Origin of the sequence: Aeromonas sp. QDB31, assembly GCF_027707605.1 — a bacterium.
Taxonomy (GTDB): domain Bacteria; phylum Pseudomonadota; class Gammaproteobacteria; order Enterobacterales; family Aeromonadaceae; genus Aeromonas; species Aeromonas media.
This window is the reverse complement of record NZ_JAPCIX010000001.1, coordinates 31,860-53,932: the sequence shown is the minus strand read 5'-3', so window position 1 is coordinate 53,932 and position 22,073 is coordinate 31,860. Positions and strand designations below refer to the sequence as shown.

Sequence of the window (22,073 nt, the reverse complement as noted above, 5' to 3'; positions counted from 1 at the left end):
CCCGGACCGGGCCTCTGCCATGGCGCGCTAGATGTCGTCGAGCCGATGGGCTCCGTGCACCAGCCGGGTCAGCCGGGATTGCGCCATGGATGCCAGCGACGTCAGCAACGCGGCCGTGTCCGGCGTGGGGCACTCGCGAGCCAGGCGCCCCAGCTCGCCAACGAGTTTTTCCTCCTGCCGCGACACCATGGCCACTATCTCCTCGGGTTGAGTACCGGCCGCCAATGCCAGACGCTGGCAATCGGCCAGCAGATCCTCACCGAAGCCCTGATCCAGCCAGGTCTCCTTGACCGCACTCCCCATCTGCTCCCGATAGTCGTGCAGGTGGGCCGCCGCCGCGTCCTCCCGTCCTTGCAAATAGGCCAGCAGCATCCGGCTGCGCTCCCCATCCACCTGGGGGATCAGGCGCCCGTAACTGCGCCCCTGCTGCTGATGCAGTTGTTCGAGGTAAAGCATCAGGTCCTTGATCTGTTGAAATCGCATCTCTGCTTCCTCCTGCCGTCCACCTCCTGCCAGTATAAAAAAACGCCGCTCCTTCCCCGGATAAAAGCGGTCGTTTTTTGTTCTACATCAAAGGGATGGGAAAGAAAAAGAAGAAAACGAGGAGAAGTGGGCAAAGAGATTCCTCCCTGTCATGCTGGCAACTGACTGCCAGCGCCCAGGGGTAGGCCGTGACAAAACGGGGGAATCATCGATTCAAGGGTGATTATCCAGGTTATATTCGGAAGGATGATTTCAAATCAGAATCTAATATTGAAGCTGTCGGTTTACCCCTCTTCCCTTAGTCAGCGAGCGGGAATCCTTATCCATTTTTTAGACGTCTAGACGTAGAAACATGCGTTGACACAGCCATCCGGACATCTTAGCATCATCCTCCATGATGGCAGAGCAACCCAGTGAAACCTCTGCCCAATTCACCCGCCTGTAGCGCCCTGTGCTTTAAGGCTGTTAGCACGGAAGAATCCATGATTAAGTTGATCGGTCTCAACAAAGTCTACGGTAAAGGCAGTGACGCCGTGCACGCCCTGCGTGACGTGAGCCTGCATGTGCCACAAGGCAAGATTTTCGGGGTGATCGGCTCCTCCGGTGCCGGCAAGAGCACCCTTATTCGTTGCGTCAACCTGCTGGAGCGTCCCACCCAGGGCCAGGTCATCGTCGATGGTCAGGATCTCGTGGCCCTGAGCGAACGGGACCTGACCCAGGCTCGTCGCCAGATCGGCATGATCTTCCAGCACTTCAACCTGCTGGCCTCCCGCACCGTGTTCGCCAACATCGCCTTCCCGCTGGAGCTGGCTGGCTGGAGCAAGTCGCAGATCCAGACCCGGGTCGACGAACTACTGGCCCTGGTCGGGCTGGAAGCCCGTGCCCACGCCTATCCGTCCGAGCTCTCCGGCGGCCAGAAGCAGCGCGTCGCCATCGCCCGCGCCCTGGCTCCGGCCCCCAAGGTACTGTTGTGCGACGAGGCCACCTCGGCCCTCGACCCCCAGACCACTCGATCCATCCTGAGCCTGCTCAAGGAGATCAACGTCAAGCTGGGGCTCACCATCCTGCTCATCACCCACGAGATGGACGTGGTGAAGGGGATCTGTGACGAAGTGGCCATCATCAGCGACGGTCGCCTGATCGAGCAGGGCGAGGTGGCCTGGTTCTTCAGCAACGCCAAGACCCAGCTGGCCCGTGACTTCATCCACTCCACCATCCACCTGGAGGTGCCCCAGGAGTACCAGGACAGGATGAGCAGCGAGCGGGTGGCCAACAGCTATCCCCTGGTGAAGCTCGGCTTCACCGGCGCCACCGTCGATTCGCCACTCATCTCCGAGGTGAGCCGCCGTTTCAACATCGACATCAGCATACTGAGCGCAGACATCGAATACGCCGGTGGCGTCAAGTTCGGCTTCCTGCTGGCGGAGCTGTTCGGGGATGAGGCCCAGTGCGAGGCCACCCAGCAGTTCTTCATCGACAACCACATTCAGCTGGAGGTAATGGGCTATGTACGAAGCAATGACTAATCTGCTGCGCCCAATCCTCGGCGACTCAGCCATCGTATCCAGCTGGAGGTAATGACTCATGTCCGAAGCCATGATTAATCTGCTCATCACAGCCCTCGGCGACACCCTGATCATGGTGTTTGCTTCCGCCCTGTTCGGCTGCCTGCTCGGCCTGCCGCTCGGCGTGGCACTGCACGTGACCAAGGCGGGCCAGATCCTGGCCAACCCGCTGCTGAACAAGATCCTCGGCATCGTCGTCAACGTCGGCCGCTCCGTGCCCTTCATCATACTGCTGGTGGCCATCATTCCGCTGACCCGGCTGATCGTCGGCACCAGCATCGGCACCATAGCCGCCATCGTGCCGCTGACCGTGGGCTGCATCCCCTTCATCGCCCGTCTGGTGGAAGGTGCCCTGATGGAAGTGCCGGACGGCCTGCTCGAAGCCGCCAAGGCCATGGGTGCCAAACCCTTGCAAATCATTGCCAAGGTGCTGCTGCCTGAGGCCCTGCCCGGGATCCTCAACAGCATCATCATCACCCTCGTCACGCTCGTTAACTACTCCGCCATGGCCGGTGCCATCGGGGGGGGCGGTCTCGGCGATGTGGGTATTCGCTACGGCTACCAGCGCTTCGACCCTACCGTCATGCTGGTCACCGTGGTCATTCTGGTGGTACTGGTTCAACTCATCCAGAGCGCGGGTGAGCGCCTGGTCAAACAATGTGATCATCGTTAATCGTCGATTTCTGACAGGAGGTTTTTATGAAATTGGGCATTAAATCCGCTGCGGCTGCGCTGCTGGCAACTCTGGTACTGGTCGGCTGCGGTCAGAAAGAAGAGAGCAAGACCCTGAAAGTCGGCGCCATCGCCGGCCCCGAGACCGAACTGGTCGAGACCGCGGCCAAGGTGGCCAAGGAGAAATACGGCCTGACCGTCGAGATCGTCACCTTCTCCGACTACGTCACCCCCAACGTGGCCCTGAACGACGGCAGCGTCGACGTCAACGCCTTCCAGCACAAGCCCTATCTGGATGCCCAGATCCGTGATCGCGGCTTCAAGCTGGTACCGGTTGGCAACACCTTCGTCTACCCAATCGCCGGTTATTCCAAGAAGATCAAGGCCCTGTCCGAGCTGAAAGACGGTGCCCAGATCGCGGTGCCGAACGATCCGACCAACCTGGGTCGCTCCCTGATCCTGCTGGAGAAGCAGGGCCTGCTGAAGCTGAAAGAAGGCGCCGGTCTGGAAGCGACCGTGCTGGACATCGCCAGCAACCCGCGCAACTTCAAGATCGTCGAGCTGGAAGCCGCTCAGCTGCCCCGCTCCCTGGAAGATGTTGATCTCTCCATCATCAACAACACCTTCGCCGGTCAGATTGGCCTGACCCCGACCGAGAACGGCCTGTTTGTCGAAGACAAGGAGTCCCCCTACGTCAACCTGATCGTTGCCCGCGAGAACAACAAGGACGACGAGAAGGTCAAGGAGTTCGTCCAGGCCTTCCAGACCGACGAGGTCTACAAGAAGGGGACCGAGCTGTTCAAGGGTGGTCTGGTAAAAGGTTGGTAATCACTCACTCTGTAAAAAAGGCCACGTCAAGCGTGGCCTTTTTTTTTGCCCCCGTTATCATAGCCAGAAGCACGGCAACACGAAAAAACAGAACAACAATGAAGAAATGGTATCTGGCCTACTGCAAGCCCAAGGAAGAGGCTCGCGCTCGCGCCCATCTGGCAGCCCAAGGCGTCGAATCCTATTACCCCATGGTGGAAGTCGAGAAGCTGAGACGGGGCAGACGGGTTCCGCTACGTGAACCCATGTTCCCCAACTACCTGTTCATCTACGTGGATCTGGAAGAGGTCACTCCGGTCACCCTGAAGTCCACCCGCGGCATCAGCCGCATCATTCACTTCGGCAAGGAGTGGACCCCCGTCAGCAGCCAGCTGATCTACCGGCTGATGAGCCGGGACGACAGCGACGAGGCGCGCGCCAGCTATGCCTGCCTGCCGACGCAAGGGGACAAGGTATTGATCGAATCTGGTCCCCTGGCCGGGTTCGAGGCCATCTACCTGGAACCGGATGGGGAGAAGCGGGCGATCCTGCTGGTCAGCCTGCTCAACCAGGAGACCAGCAGCAGCTTTGACAACCAGGCCTTCCGGCGACTGGACTGATTCTCACCAGACGTCGCTGGCGAGAAGCGCCCCAACCCTGCTGGTGAGCCTGCTCAATCAGGAGACCAGCCGCAGCGTCGACCACCAGGCACTGGAAACAAAACGGGGCAGGCCCATCGGCCTGCCCCGTTTTTATGCCGCTGCACCGCTCCCCTCCTCAGGCATCCAGCGCAAAGCGGCTGATGGCCGTGGTCAGTCGGTTCGTCTCCCGGGTCAGTCTGGCGGCGATCAGCTCGCCCTGTTGACTGTGCTCGCTGGACTGGTGGCTGAGCCCGGCGATTTCCTCCACGGTGCCCGCCACCTCCTGCGCCACTCTCGACTGCTGCTCGGTCGCGGTGGCGATGGCGGCAAGCTGGCCGCTGAGATCCTGCACCAGCGTCGACATGGCCGCCAGTGTCTCGCTCGCCGAGACCACGGCGCCCCGGCCTTGCTCCACCAGCAGGGTACCGCTGCCCACGGTGTCGGCCGTCTGCCGGGTCTGTTGCTGTATGCTGGCGATGGTCTGGTTGATCTCCGCCGTCGACTGGCTGGTGCGGCTGGCCAGCAGGCGCACCTCGTCCGCCACCACGGCAAACCCCCTGCCCTGCTCTCCCGCGCGCGCCGCCTCGATGGCGGCATTGAGCGCCAGCAGATTGGTCTGCTCGGCGATGGTGGCGATCACCTCGGTGACGCGACCCACCTGCTCGCTCTGGCTGCTGAGCAGCGTCATCGCCTGATTCGCCTGGGTGATCATGGCGGCAATCTGCGCCATGGTGGTACTCATGCGGGCGAGAGCCTGTTCCCCCTGTTTGGCCTGTCGCTCGGTCTGACGCGCCGCCCCGGCCGCATCGGCGATGTTCCCCGCCACGTCCCGGGTGCTGGCCGACATCTGCTCTATGGCGGCCGCAACCGTATCCAGCCGATGATTCTGGCTCGCCAGATCGTCCACTATGGCATTGGTGGTCTGGCCCACCTCGCGACCGGCCCCTTCCACCTGCGCCACGGCCCCCTGGATCTCCCCCACCAGCTGGCGCAACTGGCTCGACATCCGGTTGATGGAGCCCGTCAACCCGCCCAGCTCGTCCTGGCGCAGCACCGGCAACGGCTCCCTCGGCAGACGGCCATCGGCGACCTGCCCGGCACGGCTCACCAGGCTGGCGATGTCACGGGTCAGGCGACGACTGAACAGCAGCGCCACCAGGGTGCCGAGCAGGATGACGCTGGTGGTCGCCAGCAGCAGGGTGCGGTGGATGGTCTGACTGGCGCCGGCCATCTTGCCCGCTATCTTCTCCACTTCCCCCCGGGTCTGGGTCACCTGGCTTGCCAGCTGGTCGGAGAGCCGGGTCAGGGAAGGTTCTATGTCGGTGGCCATCAGGTGGTTGGCCTGATCCCAGTCCGGCGCCTGTCGTCTGGCGATCACCTGCCCGACCAGCTCGGCAAAGGGAGCCGACATCTCCTCAAAGAGCGTCCACAGACCCTTCTGCGCCTCGGTGAGGTTGGCCTGTTGCTGTTTCAGCTCGGCCACTCGCTGCAGGTGGAACTGGTAGTAGTCCTGGTACTTGTCCAGGTACTCCTTGTCCCCGGAGATGAGGAAGTCCCGCAGGGCGGAAAGCGCATTGGCCAGCCCGTTGTAGGCATCCCCCACCTGCTTGAGCAGCAGGCGGCGATCGCCGGGCAGCGTCATCTGGGGGGTCGCCACCTCTTCGTTGGCAATGGATTGCAGTTGATCGAGGGCCGCCTCCGCCAGGGGGCCGGCCTCCAGCAGCATCAGGGTGTGGGCCGGCAGATTCTCCTCGGTATGGGCCAGGGCCCACACCTTCTCCTGCCCCCCCTTGAAGGTCTTGAGGGACCGGGTCAGAGCGGGTGTGAACCCCTGCTGCTCGATGGCCTGCCAGGCCGCCTCCCACTCCTGCTTGATGCGCGCACCTTGCGTGGGATCCTTGCCGAGGATGAGGTAGGCCCGCAGGGAGGAGACGGTAGCGATCAGGGCTTTCTGGCTCGCCTCGTCCCGTTGCAGGGCGGGCAGGGCCTGGGCCAGCAGGGTCTCCTGGGACGCTTCAATCCGGCCGAGCTGATGGTAGACAAGGGCGGACGAGAGAATGATGAGCAGATTGATAAAACAGAAGCTCAACAACAGCTTGCTTGATATTTTCATGACCATCCTTGTGTCGCAGCGGGCATCCTGCCCTTGATTAGCGCCCGATCAATGCGGGCAATCGTTCGCGCCAGGTGTCATGCCAGACGAGCAACTCCTCGCGTGGCATGGGGCGGGCGGAGAAGAACCCTTGGCACTGATCGCACCCCAGCCTGGCCAGCAGCCGCCAGGTGGCCTCATCCTCGACCCCCTCTGCCACCGATTTTAACCCCAACTTGCGCGCCAGTTCGATACTGGATTCGATGATGGCGAGGCGGGAGGGATCCTCATAGCAGCGATCGACGAAGGATCTGTCCAGCTTCAGCTCGGTGAACGGCAGCAGGGCGAGCTGCTGCATGGAGGAGTAGCCGGTCCCGAAGTCGTCGATGGAGAGGCCGAAGCCGTGCATCCGCAAGCGGGTCAGCACCTCCAGCGACTTGCCGAGATCCTTGACGAAGGCACTTTCTGTCACTTCCAGTGTGATGAGCTCGGGGTTGATGCTCCAGCGCTGGCAGTGATTGAGCAGGGTATTGCACAGATCCCCCTCGATCAGCGAGGTGGTGGAGAGGTTCATCGACAGGTTGAGGGAGAGTCCTGTCTTCTCCCAGAGATGGCCGTCGCGCAGGGACTTGCCGATGATCACCTCGGTCAGCGGATCCATGAGCCCGTTGTGCTCCGCCAGCGGGATGAAGCGGGCCGGCGAGATGAGCCCATATTCGGGATGCTGCCAGCGGGCAAGCGCCTCCATGCCGACCCACTGACCGTTTTCAAAGCTCACCTTGGGCTGATACCAGGGCAGCAACTGATCCTGTTCCAGGGCCCGACACAGTTCATCCAGGCTCAGGTTGTGACCGTCCTCCTCCTGGCTACGCACCTGCTGGGGCTGCCAGGCAGCGATCAACTGCGCGATCTGCTGATGGCTCGCGGGTTTGTCGATACGCCCCAGCACCTGCAGGCCGTAGGCACGGCTCATGCGCAGTACGGCATCGACCACATCGTCCTCCAGTGCGCTGCACAGCACTATGCCGCCGCGAAAACCGCCCAAAGAGAGGCGACGCAGCAGGGCCATGCCATCCATGCCGGGCATCCGCAGATCGCAAAACAGGATGTCGACCTGGTGGTGCTGGCACTGGGCCAGTGCCTCCTCCCCGTCCTGAGCCTCCAGCAGGTTAGCGTAGCCAAGTCCGCGGATCTGATGCATCAGGGCCTTGCGCTGGAAGTTGTGATCCTCCACCACCATGATCACCCACTCATGCCGTGCACTATTCATCGAGCCATAACCCCGTTTCACCTCTGATAGAGTCCATCAATGCCTGTACCGTCTGACTCAGCTCGCCGAGCCTGTCCAGCTGCTTCAACCTGGCCGCCGCCTCCAGTCGGGCAGCCTCCTCCGCCAATGCCTGCTGTCCCACCATGCGGGCGGCTCCCTTGATGCGATGCGCCGTCTCCACCAGCGCCTGGGTATCCTGTCGGGCCAAAGCCAGCATCATGTCCTCGCCATCTTGCCGATTGGCCTCCAGATATTCGCTGGCCATGCTGCGAGCAACCGCCTCCTCCCCAAACAGGGTCAACCAGCTGATGCCCGACGCCTGGGCCCTGGCTTGTAGGGGGGCCACTGACTCATGCTGCAGCGCCAGAGCCGGCAACCAGCGAGCCAGGGTCTGACGCAAGGTCTCCAGGCTGTAGGGCTTGAACAACATGTCGTTCATGCCCGCCTCCCGCATCTGCTGACCGGCCTCCTCCGAGGTGTCAGCGGTGACGCCTATGATGGGCGCCTCGTCACCGGCCGCCCGCAGGGTGCGTGTCAGGGTATAACCATCCATCACCGGCATGTGGCAGTCGGTCAGCAACAGGGTAAATCCCTGCCCCTGCCAGGCGCGAAGCGCCTGTTCCCCATTATCCACCACCTCGGACTCGAGCCCCAGGATGGCGAGCTGACGGGTCAGCAGCGCACGGTTGACGGGATGATCGTCCGCCACCAGCACCCTGCCCTTGAGCTTATCCCGCTGTATCTGTATCGGCCGACTGGATCGCTCGCTCGACAGTTGGCGACAGGTCTCCAGCAGCAGGTCGGGATAGATGGGCGACTGGCCGAGCCGCCACCAGGCGTCGCTGCCCATGCGGCCGCGCAGTGCTTCGTGGGGGGAGAGTACTATGCCCTTGAGCGAAGACTGCTGCAAATACTGCAACCAGCCACCACCGAAAACCTGCTCCATATGACCCTCTTGCGCCAGCAGGTAGCCATCCAGAGGCTGGTGCCACTGGTCGGCGGTCAGTCGGTGGAGTCTGGCGCCGAGTTGTTCCATCACCGACTGCACCACCTCGTCCTCACCGCACCACCACCACACCTGGCCGGCCAGCGGCGGCGCATCCCACTGACACTCGGACAGGGGCATCGCGAAAGTCACCGTGGTGCCCACCCCCGCCTCGCTCGCCAGCGTCAGGCTCCCACCCATTTTCTGGGTCAGCTGATGGCAGATGGCGAGCCCAAGCCCGGTGCCGCCAAAGCGCCGGTTGATGTCGGACTCCACCTGCTTGAACGGGATGAACAGGTTGTCCTGCTTCTCCCGGGCGATGCCTATTCCCGTATCCCGTACCTGCAAGCTCAATCGATGGTCGTGGTAGCTCACCCGGATGGCAATCTCCCCCGCCTCGGTAAACTTCACCGCATTGCTCAGCAGATTGGAGATAACCTGGCCCACCCGCACCGCATCCATGCTCGCCTGATCCGGCACCTCCCGCCCCCACGTCAGCGCCACATTGAGCCCCTTGCCATAGGCCAGGGCGGCATGCCCCCGGATGACGTCACAGATGACCGAGGTCAGTCGGCAAGGATGGGGGTGCAATTGCAACTGCCCCGCCTCCATCTTGGAAAAGTCCAGGATGTCGTTCACCAGATAGAGCAGGTGATTGGTGGAGGTCGAGATGTTGCGCAGCATGTAGCGCTGATCGTCATCGAGATGGCTCATCTGTAACAGCTCCAGCATGCCGTGCATGCCGGAGATGGGGGTGCGCAACTCGTGGCTCATGGTGGCGAGGAACCGGCTGCGCACCCGGGTCGCCTCCTCCGCCACCCGCCTCGCCTGGCGCAGCTCCAGCTCCTGGCGTTTCAGGTTCGTGATGTCCTGCACCACCCCGTTCAGGATGACGCCCTCGAGCCCCTCCTGCCGCACGAAGTGACCCCGGATCTGCAGGTAACCCGATTGCCCCTGGCGCTGGATCTCCACCTCGAGATCCAGCGGTTTCATGGCCCTGGCATGCTCCTCGACAGTGTCAACGAAGTCCTGATGGGCCTGCCCCGCCAACCCGAGAATCGTGGCTCCGGTGCTTGCCGTCTGCACCGGTTCATCTTCATAGCCCACTATCTCTCTGAGACCCTGGGAGGTGTAGAGGAAGTGCCCATTGCCCGGCCCCAACCAATGGTACTGGTAAACCAGGCCCGGCATGCTGTCGGTGATCTGGGTGAGCCGGGTCTGGGCCTCCTGGGCCGCGAACCGCGCCTGTTCCAGCTCGGTCACATCGGTCAACACGGTCAGGATCCCGAGTCGCTTGCCGCCGGGGCCGACGAACAGGCGCTTGGTGTAGATCATCTGATGTTCGACACCGTTGGCGAGCTGGATCTCGCCGCGGCCATGGAGCTCCTCGCCACTCTCCCAGACCCTGGCATCCTCCTCGATCACCCTGGCCCGGATGGCCTCCGGCAGCCTGTCCTGGAGCAGTTGCTCATACGAGCCGTTCAGGTTCTCGCCCCCCAGGAACATCTGCCGATACGCCAGATTGGTCATCGCAATTTCATAGCGCTCGTTGGTCAGCACCACCTGATTGGGCAGGGCATCGAGCATCATCTGGACAAACATCAATTGCTCTTCGAGCCGCCGCTCCGCCTCCCGCCGCTGGCTGATCTGGCGGCGCAGGGTCCGGTTCCAGCCCACAAACAGCAGCAGGAAGAGCACGAAGATGCCCCCGCCCAGGGTGGACCAGAGCAGCACCTTGTCGGGATCCAGCCCCGTCTGTATGGTCAGGGAGAGCCACTTCTTCTCCAGGGCGGTCAGCTCCGCCGGCGAAATGGAGAGCAACACCTTGGTCAGGATCTGCTGCAACATGGGATCCTGCAGATGGGTTGCCATGGCGATGGGAACCCGCAGTTCGTTGCCGGAGAAGACCACCTGATAACGGTCGCTGAATCCCTTCTTCAACGACTCTTCCAGGGTGGTCATGCTCATCAGCACGTAGTCGACCTGCTGCCGATCCAGCTGGGGCAGCAACTCGGGATCGCTCGCGACCGCCACGGGCTCGGCCCCCACCTCGGTCAGCAGCGTTTTTTCCACCGAGCCCCCCACCATGCCCACCCGGTGTCCCTTCAACGCCCTGGGGTTGGTCAGCTCGGCCATGCCTCGCCTCGCCACTATCACCCGGTTGAGAGAGGCATAGTTCGGCGTGAAACGGGCAAACTGCTGTCGTTCGGCGGTCGGTGTCATGGCCGGGATGACATCCAGCTTGCGAGCCTGAAACAGATCCAGGGTCTGGGCCCAGCTTCGGGTCTGTACCAGGGTGAACTGCAGACCGGCACGCTGGTTCATCATCGCCAGCAGATCGGCAATGAGCCCCTTGAGCCTGCCCCGGTCGTCTATCTCGCTCATGCCGGGCCAGTCCGGGGCGACCCCGTACCTGATCACCGGATGCGCTTGCAGCCACGCCTGCTCCTGCGCGTTGAAGACAATCTCCCTGTTCCCTTTCACCAGGGCATAGTCGACTATGCCGCCAGCCTCCAGGATGCCGCGACGCTCCAGCGGGGAGATGTCCTCAAGGGCCCGGTCCAGCAGCCCCTGCAGTACCTCGCCCCCAGGGGCGACCGCCATGGCGAGCGAGGTATCCCTCATCCAGTCCACCGTGGTCAACGTCATGCCCGCCATGGCTTGCAGGCGGCTCAGCATGGGCAACTCGGCCAGATAGGCGTCCGCCTGCCCCTCCTTGAGCATGAAGATCGCTTCATCCCGGCTGTCCACCGTCACCAGGTTCGAGATGCCGAGTCGCAGCAACTCATCGCAAGCGCTGACACCGAAGACGCAGACCCAACGCACCCCATAGGCCTCCTCCAGGGAGAGACTGTCCCGTCCTCCGGTCAACAGGACGGCGCGCGGCAGCGCCATCAACGCGGAGGTAAACAGCATCTGCAACTTGCGTGTCGGGCTCGGTGCCACGCCGATCACCATGTCGACCTTGCCATCCAGCAATGCCTGCTGGACCCCTGCATTGTTGGCATAGGCCTGGTAGCGCAGCTTGAGCCCCAGCCTGCTTGCTATCTGCGAGGCAAATTCATCCAGAGGGCCGGTGAAGTTGCCCCGGCCATCGGTATAGACATAGGGAGGCCAGGCCGTCGCCGGCATGCCGACCACCAGCTCGTCATGGACGGCGAGCCACTGCTGTGCGGCTGGCGTGAAAGTGCTTCTGTCCAGTTGCGTCGAGGCCGCCATCACCACCAGGCTACAGCAGGTCAACCAGCACAACAGGATGAGACGGTAAAACATTGTTAGTTCCTAATAAAGCGAGGGCGATAGCAGGTCAGAATCTCAGGGCAGGGTGAGAACACTGCGAGTAAAAATAAAGCCAGGCTCCCACCTTGCTTGAAAATGTCGCGTTTTCGCGCAGGTCAGGAGTCCTTCCCTGAGCATTGTTACAATACCACCAGGCAGCAGTACCGCATGAGTGGTTTCTTGATATCAAAAATCCAGGAGATTGCCATATTCAGTGACAGGGATGGGCACAGCAATACGTTCCCTGACCCAACATAAATCCATTGCTGACAGCGAAGGCGAAATGCTCTTTATGTTCAAGACCATGCACTATGGTTTGCTCACCGCCCCATGCATTGAGTATGCGTCTTAGCTCAGTAGCATCCCCCCTGCTAAATGCAGCTTCAAAAAAATTGCTGTCTATCTTTACCCCATCAATATATGGGTGAAAGGATTTTGACATCTGCAATGAAGGCCATTCATCATCAGCAATCATCCAGAATCGCACGCCTAATGACTTGAGTTTTATAATATTATCCAGCGCAATGCCGGACGACTCGTTCATGATCGTCTGCATCTTCACGCCAACATTGACTCTGAATTGAAAAACAAATGGAATAAAGTCTTTCCATGCCGATCTGGTATCCAGCAAACTAGCTGCAGCATCAATAAACAACGCTCGATAGGACAATGCATCCTGCCGATTCAATTTTTGAAAGAACTCCAGTTGTCGCATAAAAGACATTCTTTCATCGCTGTGATTGTTGAGCACACTCCCATTGTTTTTTAGGATGCGTTGCTTGATTTCAAAAGAAAAGACATCGCCGCTATTGAAATTAACTATCGGTGTTAATGTATGCCTAACAGAGCCAGGGCATTGGCTGATTGCCATAGTCATCAAATTCCTCCATCTCAAACCTTGCAAGACGTGGATAAAACATGCCTCAACTTGACCAAGGTAACTATGTGCCGGCAATCAAGGTCCGTTTTTATCACTATGCTCCTGATCCCAGAAAGGGGCACCTGCACCGTATCTTCACATGCGGTTAGTTCACGCCTGAGATGGATTGGCAATGTGTCTCTGAAAATCAGGTAGCCACGGTTTCTTGTCAAAGATATGAGCTAATTCATTTCTCTGTTTCCATATTTATGATGCGGTGGTACAACCCGCCGGCACATTCACTGGATAACATCACGTGACTTCTCAAGTCGATGACAATGTTTTTCTGTATTCTTCAAGTACAACGCTTTTCTCCGACCTTGAGTGCCCTCGAACCATGCAAAGGGATGCTCATCATTCGAGCAAACCACTGTACGGAAACTGAACGAATGACCAGATGGCGACCCTGAATAGAAAAGATGCATTATGATCCACATAATTCACACCAATTTAAATGACAAATAAATCAAAACAACAAAAAATTTAAATATCGATGAAAAACAAATACATAAAGGAAAATCAAACAGAAGAAAGCCCCGAACGAGACGGGTTTATAATCTGAAAACCAAGTATTGAAAGTATAAAAAACCTTTTGTTAAAGAGTTACCCGCATTAAGAAACATAAATACAACAGTGAGCGCACTCGATGCTTGTCGGCGTCACATGGTTTGAAGAGGTCATTCTGGAAACCGTCATCTGCGATCGGAATGAATTTCATAGCGAGGTATATCTCACCGAAAGATTTATCTTCCTCTGAGATTGCTTTATACCGATGTGGGCCGTGCTGCGAATGATGACGGCTTCTATCAGAAAAGAAAAATGGCAGGCCCGGGCCTGCCATCCACAAGTCGGGGGCCGAAGCCCCTCGCCTCAGGTTATTCGATTCCCGAGTCGGAAACCGGTTTGAAACTCCCGCTCACGGACATGAGCGACCTGCACATTGTGCCCTTCCAGCCCGATGTCTTTGAGCAGGGCGGGAGAGAGATGCAGATAGCTGACGCGACGTTCCAGCCGGGTGATCCGTTTTTGAACCAGGGTTTCGACGTGGCGCAGCAGGGTGAGTTCGATAGACATAATATTCTCCAGTTGAACGAGCGGTTCTCCCGGAGAGAGGACATCACCCTGCGGGACAACCGCGGGTGATGAAAAGGCAGGTGTTACCTGTTCCCTCCACGCGGTAAATAAAGAGCACGAGTCTTCGCGCTGCCATTGCAGCGAGCGAACGCAACGTTGAGCATGGAATGTTGCATGATCGTCTCCTTACCGTGTGAAAGTTGAACAAGTTGCCACAGTTTAAAAAAACACCGAATTTTACGCAATATCACCCCCACCCATATGGGTGGAATGCGGCCACAGCCGGCCCCGGTCAAATCCCGGACAACAGCCTGAACTCCTCAAGCGCATAGGTATCCGTCATGCCGCTGACGTAGTCGAGCAAGAGCCGCACCCTGTAGTACCACTCCTGCTCGCTACCCTTGTCGAAGCGCGGATCCCGGCTGGCCACCGCCAGCCGGTATGCCTTGAGATGGCGGGCCGACAAGCGGTGGAATAGCCGCCGGGCAAAGAACAGCTCACTCCCGCCGTTGCCGGCCAGCAACCGCTCGAACTGCGCGGCCGGCAGTGCCAGCAGGCAGGAATAGGTGGAAAGCACCCCACGCAGGGCGGCATGGCCTTCCAGCTCCAGCGCCTCCACCTCGGGGCGCATGAAGACCTGCTCGCGGGCCACACGTTTGAGGGTATCCAGCACTCTGGCAGCCGGTGCCTGACCGTGCAAGAGCGCCCTGGGGTAGGCGCCGCTCAGGATAGCCTCGTGGTCGCTCACATAGGTGTGGGCCGCGAGCGCCACCAGATCCCGGGTCAGATGCTGGCGGAAATGGGGGAAGAAGCCCCTGCCGGAGGCCAGCGCCTCCTCGAGCAGGCTGGCCATGTAGTCCCCCTCATCGGCACCGCGCAGCGCCACCAGCAGCTCGCCCTGGGTGAGGATGCGTCTGTCGACCGCATCCTCCAGATCGGCGATGCAGTAGGAGATGTCGTCCGCCGCCTCCATGATGTAGACCAGCGGATGCCGGCATCCCGGCGCCAGCCCCAGACTCTGGCCGAGGGCGCGATAGAGGGGTTGCTCGCTGAAGAAGATGCCGCGCTTGCTGGTCCAACCATGGTGCTGGCCATAGCCCTGGGGATTGTGCAACAGGGGCTGCTGCGGGTATTTGCACAGGGCCGCCAACTGGCCCAGGGTCAGGTTCATCTCGTGCAGACTGTGCACCAGTCGCAGGCTCTGGGCATTGCCGTCAAACACCAGCAGGTCCTGGCGAAGCTCGGCCCACTGCGGGCTCGGCAGCTGATCATGGGCGCTGGCAAACAGCTCATCCAGCGACTGTGCCAGCCACTGGCTCATCACCTGCTCGCCGAAGTGGCCGAACGGCGGGTTGCCGACGTCGTGCAGCAGGCAGGCCATCTCCACCAGGTTGATAAAGGCCCCTTCGCAGACGGTGCCCGCCGGCAGGGCCGCCAGGATGCGCCTGCTGATCTGGCGACCCGTCTCCTGCACCTCCAGGGAGTGGGTGAGACGGCTGCGCACCGAGGCCTTCACATCGAGCGGAAAGACCTGAGTCTTCTGCTGCAGGCGGCGCACCGGCGCGGCCTGCACGATGCGAGCGCGATCCTGCTCGGTCGCCTCCAGCAGCTCTTCGCTGCCCCAGGGGTGAATGCGCGCCGGGGTAATCAAACGGCTATACATGGTGCGGCTCCTTGCCAGCGACGTCCGTCAGGTTCACGACAACAACCAGCGCCGCAAGCGGGCGATATCGCCGGGGTATTCACGGCGCAGCGTCTCAATCCAGTCCTCCACGTTTTCCCACCAGGCGGGGTGATCCGGGCTCTGGATAAGCTGGGCTGTCTGCTGCAGGCGGCGCAAGCCGATGGAGCCCGCAGCCCCTTTTATCTTGTGCGCCTCCTCCACCACGCCGGCCTGATCCCTGGCAATCATGTTGGAATCGAGCACCGCCATGTAGTCCGGCATCATCTTCTCGAACAGATCCACGCTGGAGAGCAGCACCGGCTTGCCGACCGTACTGGCGTAATCGGTGAGGAAGGGCAGATCCAGCAGCGCATCCTGATTGCCCGCGTCCGCCTGATCAAAGGCCTCGTCGTCGGCGAGATCCGCAAACAGATGACCTATCACCTCCCGCACGGCCTTGGAGCCGAGCGGCTTGTTGATCACATCCTGCATGCCGTGATCCCGGTAGTACTGGCGATCGCCGGTGGCGTTGGCGGTGAGCGCCACCATGGGGGGCAGGCTGTCGCCATAACGCGCCAGCAACTGGGCCGCCACGTCGAAGCCAGTCATGTCCGGCAGCTGGATGTCCAGCAGGATGAGGTCGAAGTCATCCGGGTTGGCCATGGCCAGCGCCTGAGTACCGTCCCGCGCCACCTGCACCTGATGACCCAGCTTGTTGAGCAGGGCGCAGGCGACGGTGACGTTCAGCTCCACATCCTCCACCAGCAGGATATCCAGGGAGGGCATCTCGGGCTCGACTTCCGCGACCTGAGGTGCCACACAATCCACCTCCAGCTCGGCGGTGAAGCAGGAACCCTCACCCGGGTCACTGTCCACGTAGAGCTGGCCACCCATCGCCTGCACCAACTGACGGGAGACCGCCAACCCAATGCCGGTGCCGGTAGCGTGCTTCTTGCCCTGCACCTGATAGTACATGGCGAAGATCTTCTCCTGCTGGGCGCGCGGGATGCCGACCCCGGTGTCTTCCACCTCGAAGTGCAGCGCCAGCTTGCCCGGTTCATCGGCGGCGTGGGCGAGGCAACGCACCGTCACGCCACCCTCGTCGGTGAATTTGACCGCATTGCCCACCAGGTTCCACAACACCTGGCGCAGCCGGGTGCCGTCCGCCATCACGAACTGCGGCATGTCGCCATCCCGATCGAAGTGCAGGTAGAGCCCCTTCTGCTCCGCCTGGATGCGCGACAGCATCTCCAGCTCGTCGAGGAAGGCGGGCAGGTCCATGGGGGCAGGTGCTATCTCGAGGCGGCGGCGATCCAGTTTGTCGAGATCGATGATGTCATTGAAGATGTTGCCGAGCGTCACCGCGCTCAGGTGGATGGTCTTGAGCTGCTGCTGCCGCTTGGCATCCAGCGGCGTGTCCATCAGCATGCGGCTCAGTCCCACTATGCCGTTGAGGGGGGTGCGCAGCTCATGGCTGATGGTGGAGATGAAGGTGGTCTTGTCCCGGCTCGCCTTCTCCAGTTTGTCCTGATACTGCTTGCGCTCTGTGATGTCGCGGCCAAAGCCGAGCAGACCGAGCCGCTTGCCGAAGCGGTCGAAGAAGGGCACCTTGCGCAGCTCGAAGTAGGCCTTGCGGCCATCGGGGTACTCCAGCCACTGCTCGTAAGTGAGCGGCTCGTTGCTGGCGAAGACCTGCTTGTCGGTCTCCACCACCTTGCTGGCGATGTCGTGCTTGTAGACGTCGAACGGCGTCAGCCCGATGAGCTCGGCCTCCACCTTGCCGGTCAGCTCCTCCATGGCGCGGTTGCAGCCGGAGAACTGCTCGTCCTCGTTGCGGTAGTAGACCAGGTCCGGAGAGCAGTCGATGAAGGAGCGCAACAGGGCGGTACGCTCCCCCAGGTGCAACTGGGCCTTCTCCCGCTGGAACACCTCGTTCTCCAGATCCTCGATGGCTTGCTGGCGCAGGGTCTCGGCCCGGTTGGTCTCGGCTATCTGGGCATTGAGGCGGCTGATGTTCTCCTGCAGCTGGCTGTTGAGCTCGAGATCGCGCTCGCGCATGTCCTGCAGCTTGCGCACCATGCGGGTCAGCCGCTGGCGGGAGTCCTCCAGCTGATCCACCACGATGGAGAGGAAATAGACGGCCCAGGGGGTCACCAGCAGGCCGAAGAAGACAGAGCGCACCAGGTCGACGATGTCCACGGTACCGCGCAGAAACAGGGTCACCCCCATCTGGATGGAGACCGCCAGCACTATGATGGCGGTCGCCAGGAACATGCTGAAGCGCACCAGTCCCAGCTTGGTCATCAGGTCGACATAGTATTGCGCCCAGGATTTGATTTGCTTCATCTCGTTGTTTTCTCCCCGTTATTGCGCAAACAGAATACCAGTACGGCGCCCTGAACTCTTGCCCGTTGCACCTTAAATTATTGATTAACGTCACACTCCGACTGGGGTAGCATTCACGCCTGAGTCAGTCAGCTCCGGTTCAGCAAAGGATCCCGAGCCGCACTGCCACCCTTGTCATCCCTTGTGTCAGGAGCACACCCCATGCGCAATCATGTCCTGTTGAGTCTTGGTCTGCTAGCCGCCAATGCCGCCCACGCCGATCTTGGCGAGATCCCCAGAGAGTCCGGCTGGTCCGGTTTCCTGCTCGGCGGGGTCAACGTGGTCAGCTACGAGTCCAACTTCTACGCCGGCGATGACAACCACAGTCGTATCAATGACCTCGGCTCTCCCGACAGCGAGAGCGGCCTGACACCGCTCATCAACGCCGACATCCGCTACACCTTCGCCGACACCCGCACCCAGGTGTTCCTCGGCAACCTGATCCAGGATGCGGTGCGCTTCGACTTCACCCAGCAGCTGGGCCTGCGCCAGGAGATGGGCGACAAGGGCATAGTGGCCACCTCCCTGGTGTTCAACGCCATGCCGGTGGAGCTGTGGAGCGATCCCTTCGCCACCAAGGTAGATCGCAGCTCGACCGACGTGAAGTCGAAGGGCGTGCGCTTTGCCTGGGACAAGATCTGGGGCAGCCACTTCTACGGCACCCTCACCACCCGGGAAGTGGATCTGGACGAGGAGCGCAGCGGTCAGCAGTATGACCAGACCCACGGCACCCAGTATGCCGCCATGCTGAATCGCAACGGCAAGGTGCACGACATGGCGCTCTCCTACCAGTTCCACTTCGGCGGCAACCAGTTGCTGGAGCCGGCGATCCTCTACAAGCAGGCCAGGCTCGACGGCAGTGCCGAGAGCTTCGACAACACAGGGTTGCAGCTGACTTACGCCAAGCGGGGCCCGCAATGGTCCATCGTCAGCAACCTCTATGCCGGCAAGCGCAAGTATGACGAGGCGAATCCCCTGTTCGGCCAGCGTGCCGATGCAGACGAGTTCGCCATCAACGGCACCTTCTTCTGGCACAACCTGTTCGGGGTCAAGGCCCTGGCCGCGACCTTCACCGCCGCTTACTCAGGCGCCGACTCCGACATCGACTTCTACGATACCCAGGCCACCCGCTTCAGCACAGGCCTGCTCTACAACTTCTAAGCCGAGCCCTGTCGAAAACAGCGAGGCCACCCCAGGGGTGGCCTCGTTTTTTTCGCTTCCTGACTGCCTTAGATGCCGAGGGAGTCCAGCAGATCGTCGTGCTCGTTGCTCGCCGGGGCGACCGCCTGGGCCGGCTTGGTCGCCGCCAGCTTGGCCTGGGCGATCAGCTCGTCCGGATCGACCTCCTCCTGCACCCCACCATCGTGGATCCGGATAAACTCGGTCCTGTCCATGGCCAGCTCCAGATAAAAGATGTTGTTGCTGGCGGTGAAGAAGGTAACCCTGCGGGTCTCGGGGTTGTCGAGGTTGGTGTCGACGCTCAGCATCACCTGCTTGTTGAGGGCCAGCATCTTGGGCTGGTTCTGGGTGATGTGGGTCTGCAACTCGCGTCCCACCTTGGTGGTGAAGCTGCCGACGATCTGGTTCATCAGCTCGCCCATGACGTTGCTCACCTCATCCGAGGTATGGGAGATGGCGAGATCCTCCTTGGAGAGCCCCATGCTGAGCATGTAACGCTCGTAGAGCTCCATGGCGGCGGCGGCGGAGAAGTTGATCACCACCAGCCCGGAGAAGCCCCCGTCAAACAGCACGAAGCAGCCGATGTCCGGCTTGAGGCAGGTCTTGCTGATCCGTTGCACCATGCCGGAGAAGCGCACCTGGGTCTGGGTCGCCGCACTCAATACGCTCGTCACCGAATTGCACAGGCTCAGCAGCACGTCCTCTGTGGTCAATACGGCATCATCCTCGGATCTTGTCACTATCATGGAACCTTCCTGCTGATCGAAAAAATAGGCTTGTCTGTCTCGTCACCCATGTCATCACGCGCGCGTCCGATACGCTAACAGATTGCGTGATCCCGGTGTTGAAACCGCGAGCCGCCTCTCACTTGACCGTATTGTCAGTCAGAAACGGCTGGAATCCACCCAGGGTGACCAACCGGGCTCGCCAGTTATCGGCCTGCTGTCGCAAATCTTGTGTCTGATAGGGGATGGTGGGATGTGCTCCCCAGATGGGACCGGGCCAGGCGGCATCCGAGCTGAAGCGGGCGACATGATGCAGGTGCAACTGGGGCACCAGGTTGCCGAGCGCCGCCACGTTGATCTTGTCCGGATTGAGCGCCTCTTCCATCAGGGTGGCGACGGCGCAGGACTCCTGCATCAGCTGTTGCTGCTGCGCGGGGGCCAGGTGGTGGATTTCCCGCAGGTCGGCGACCCTGGGCACCAGGATGAGCCAGGGATACTGGCTGTCTTTGGCCAGCAGCACGCGGCAAAGGGGGAGATCCCCGAGTATCTGGGTATCCGCCTGCAGGCGGGGGTGCAATGCAAACATGGGGCCTCGCTGGTCAACATGGGCACGTCAGGAGATGAGTGTGCCCACGTTACTGCAACCAGGGGCAAACTTAAAGCCGGGGCACGGCCCAACCGATGAAGCGCTTGCGAAGTTCGGGATCCGCCCGCAGGAAGAGTTGCTGCAACTGCCCCTCCAGCTCGCTGGCAGGTACTGAAGGGGCCTGGGCCGCCGTCGCCACGGCGCCGGTCGCCAGCACCGCCTTGCCCGTGCCGCGGTTGTACTCCATCAGCCTGGCGTGCCAGTCCATGCCGATCTGCATGCCGTTGACCACCAGGGCCTCCTGCTGCACCTTCAGGGGCTTGTCCCCCGCCAGCAGGCTCACGGCCGGCGCCTTGGCGTAGCGCTCCATGCCTTTCTCGTCGGTGGGCACTGCGGCCTGCAGGCGCACCGACTGGCCGCTGGCCTCATAGCGGATCACCTGGGGCTCGGAGCGGATCTGGCGATCGTTGTCGCTGCTGTTGCGACTCGGGATCACCCCCTCATAGCGCACCAGCAACTGCTGCACCCCGTCGGCCAACACCCCATGCCGCTCGTCCTGCACCTTGCCGTCGCTCACCGCCAGGATCTGGAAATCCCCGGGGACCTCGACCCTGACCTCGGCCTGCACGGCGCCAGCACACAACAACATGACCCCAACCCAACCCTGATGACCCTTCATTCCCGTCTCTCTCTGCTCGCTATGATGGGCGCAGGCTAGCAGCCGAAGATGACAGAAAAATAACGCGAGCCTACCTCTCAGAGCAGGTAGTGGGGCCGCTCGGCAAACCACTGGGCCAGCACCTGCTTGAACAGCCGGATCTTGCGCGGTACCCGGCGCTGCTGGGCATGGAGCACATGCAGCGGGTGCAGGCCGGTCTGCCAGTCCGTCAGCACGGCCACCAGCTCGCCCCTGGCCAGGCTCGTCTCCACCAGCATCAGTGGGCACTTGGCAAACCCCATGCCCGCCCGTGCCAGCTGCAGCACTGTGCTGTAGTGGTTGGCCCGCACCTTGCCCTGCACCAGGATGTGGGCCTCCTCCCCTGCCTTGCGAAAATGCCACTGCTCCCAGGCCGGGTTGTGCCCCTGGCGCAGGCAGGAGCGCCCTCCCAGTTCATAGGGAGTGGCGGGGAGCCCCTCCCGGGCCAGCAGGGTTGGACTCGCCACCACTACGTCTTTCAACTGCCCAAGGGGCAGCGCCACCAGATTGTCCGGCACCTGATCCATGGCGCGCAGGGCGATGTCATTCTCCCCCTGACTCATGTCGATCATGGCGTTGGTGAAGTTGAGCTCCACCTCGACCCCGGGGCAGAGCACGGCGAAGCGCGCCAGCAGCTCGCTCACCATGGCATCCCCCGTGCTGACCGGGCAGGTGAAGCGCAGGCGACCACTGTCCTCCTCGGTCAAGGCCTGGATGTCCTGCTCCGCCTGACGGGCAAGGGCAAAGATCTGCCCCGCTTGCACATGGAGGGTTCTGCCCGCCTCGGTCAGGCTGAGTCTGCGGGTCGTGCGCTGCAACAGTTGCGCATTGAGGGCGGACTCCAGAGCGCTGACGTGGCGGCTCAGCATCCCCTTGCTCACCCCCAATGCATCGGCAGCGGCGGAGAAACTGCCCCGCTGCACCACTTCATAGAAACTGCTCAGATGGGCGATCTCCATCCATTAACTCCAATATGGAAACAATGGATTCATCATAAGCGCTTTTTCTCCCTTTTCATCCAGCTATCATCAACTCATCTCAACCAGGAGCG

At 61.1% G+C, this 22,073-nt stretch carries 17 protein-coding genes; 5 read left to right on the top strand and 12 right to left on the bottom strand.

What is annotated here, in order from left to right; all coding sequences use genetic code 11:
• Positions 1-27 precede the first annotated feature (27 nt).
• Positions 28-483 (bottom strand): hypothetical protein, encoded by a 456-nt coding sequence (locus PG898_RS00235; RefSeq protein ID WP_005327308.1) that lies wholly within the window; start codon positions 481-483, stop codon positions 28-30.
• A gap of 482 nt (positions 484-965) precedes the next feature.
• On the opposite strand from PG898_RS00235, the gene metN reads away from it, so the two are divergent.
• From metN to rfaH, 4 genes are all read left to right on the top strand, one after another.
• The gene (metN, locus tag PG898_RS00230; protein WP_270823234.1) at positions 966-2,009 is read left to right on the top strand and encodes a methionine ABC transporter ATP-binding protein MetN; all 1,044 of its coding nucleotides are present in this window, start codon (positions 966-968) and stop codon (positions 2,007-2,009) included.
• A 58-nt stretch (positions 2,010-2,067) separates the two neighbouring features.
• Positions 2,068-2,721 (top strand): methionine ABC transporter permease, encoded by a 654-nt coding sequence (locus tag PG898_RS00225; RefSeq protein ID WP_005327310.1) that lies wholly within the window; start codon positions 2,068-2,070, stop codon positions 2,719-2,721.
• Positions 2,722-2,747: 26 nt separating this feature from the next.
• Positions 2,748-3,548: a methionine ABC transporter substrate-binding lipoprotein MetQ gene (metQ, locus tag PG898_RS00220; protein ID WP_005327312.1), complete on the top strand. Its 801-nt coding sequence runs from the start codon at positions 2,748-2,750 to the stop codon at positions 3,546-3,548.
• A gap of 98 nt (positions 3,549-3,646) precedes the next feature.
• On the top strand, positions 3,647-4,147 hold the full coding sequence (gene rfaH / locus PG898_RS00215) for a transcription/translation regulatory transformer protein RfaH (RefSeq protein ID WP_182786284.1): 501 nt from the start codon (positions 3,647-3,649) through the stop codon (positions 4,145-4,147).
• A 157-nt stretch (positions 4,148-4,304) separates the two neighbouring features.
• Here the strand turns inward: rfaH and PG898_RS00210 are convergent, their stop codons facing one another.
• From PG898_RS00210 to arcB, 7 genes are all read right to left on the bottom strand, one after another.
• Positions 4,305-6,281: a HAMP domain-containing methyl-accepting chemotaxis protein gene (locus PG898_RS00210; RefSeq protein ID WP_270823232.1), complete on the bottom strand. Its 1,977-nt coding sequence runs from the start codon at positions 6,279-6,281 to the stop codon at positions 4,305-4,307.
• Positions 6,282-6,318: 37 nt separating this feature from the next.
• Positions 6,319-7,530: an EAL domain-containing response regulator gene (locus PG898_RS00205; protein WP_043130489.1), complete on the bottom strand. Its 1,212-nt coding sequence runs from the start codon at positions 7,528-7,530 to the stop codon at positions 6,319-6,321.
• The gene (locus tag PG898_RS00200) at positions 7,523-11,788 is read right to left on the bottom strand and encodes a transporter substrate-binding domain-containing protein (RefSeq protein WP_270823230.1); all 4,266 of its coding nucleotides are present in this window, start codon (positions 11,786-11,788) and stop codon (positions 7,523-7,525) included. Before PG898_RS00200 ends, PG898_RS00205 begins: the two co-directional genes overlap by 8 nt.
• A 217-nt stretch (positions 11,789-12,005) precedes the next feature.
• A complete protein-coding gene (locus PG898_RS00195; protein ID WP_270823229.1) occupies positions 12,006-12,671 on the bottom strand; it encodes a hypothetical protein in 666 nt (221 codons plus the stop codon).
• Positions 12,672-13,583: 912 nt separating this feature from the next.
• Positions 13,584-13,787 (bottom strand): hypothetical protein, encoded by a 204-nt coding sequence (locus PG898_RS00190; RefSeq protein ID WP_182786292.1) that lies wholly within the window; start codon positions 13,785-13,787, stop codon positions 13,584-13,586.
• A gap of 292 nt (positions 13,788-14,079) precedes the next feature.
• On the bottom strand, positions 14,080-15,450 hold the full coding sequence (gene dgt, locus PG898_RS00185) for a dGTPase (protein ID WP_182786294.1): 1,371 nt from the start codon (positions 15,448-15,450) through the stop codon (positions 14,080-14,082).
• Between the two features lie 33 nt (positions 15,451-15,483).
• Positions 15,484-17,796 (bottom strand): aerobic respiration two-component sensor histidine kinase ArcB, encoded by a 2,313-nt coding sequence (gene arcB / locus PG898_RS00180; RefSeq protein ID WP_182786296.1) that lies wholly within the window; start codon positions 17,794-17,796, stop codon positions 15,484-15,486.
• 201 nt (positions 17,797-17,997) lie between these two features.
• On the opposite strand from arcB, the gene PG898_RS00175 reads away from it, so the two are divergent.
• Positions 17,998-18,996, top strand: coding sequence for a DUF2860 family protein (locus tag PG898_RS00175; RefSeq protein WP_171272541.1), 999 nt, complete (start codon positions 17,998-18,000; stop codon positions 18,994-18,996).
• Positions 18,997-19,064: 68 nt separating this feature from the next.
• On the opposite strand, the gene PG898_RS00170 is transcribed toward PG898_RS00175, so the two are convergent.
• The 4 genes from PG898_RS00170 to PG898_RS00155 form a co-directional block, all read right to left on the bottom strand.
• The gene (locus tag PG898_RS00170; protein ID WP_005323808.1) at positions 19,065-19,760 is read right to left on the bottom strand and encodes a DUF3334 family protein; all 696 of its coding nucleotides are present in this window, start codon (positions 19,758-19,760) and stop codon (positions 19,065-19,067) included.
• A 118-nt stretch (positions 19,761-19,878) separates the two neighbouring features.
• Complete coding sequence (locus PG898_RS00165) at positions 19,879-20,325, bottom strand: HIT domain-containing protein (protein WP_270823228.1); 447 nt, start codon at positions 20,323-20,325, stop codon at positions 19,879-19,881.
• Positions 20,326-20,395: 70 nt separating this feature from the next.
• Entirely contained in the window at positions 20,396-21,004 is a 609-nt protein-coding gene (locus PG898_RS00160; RefSeq protein ID WP_270823227.1) for a DUF2057 domain-containing protein, read from the bottom strand.
• Positions 21,005-21,081: 77 nt separating this feature from the next.
• Positions 21,082-21,981: a LysR family transcriptional regulator gene (locus PG898_RS00155; RefSeq protein WP_171272544.1), complete on the bottom strand. Its 900-nt coding sequence runs from the start codon at positions 21,979-21,981 to the stop codon at positions 21,082-21,084.
• Positions 21,982-22,073 lie beyond the last annotated feature (92 nt).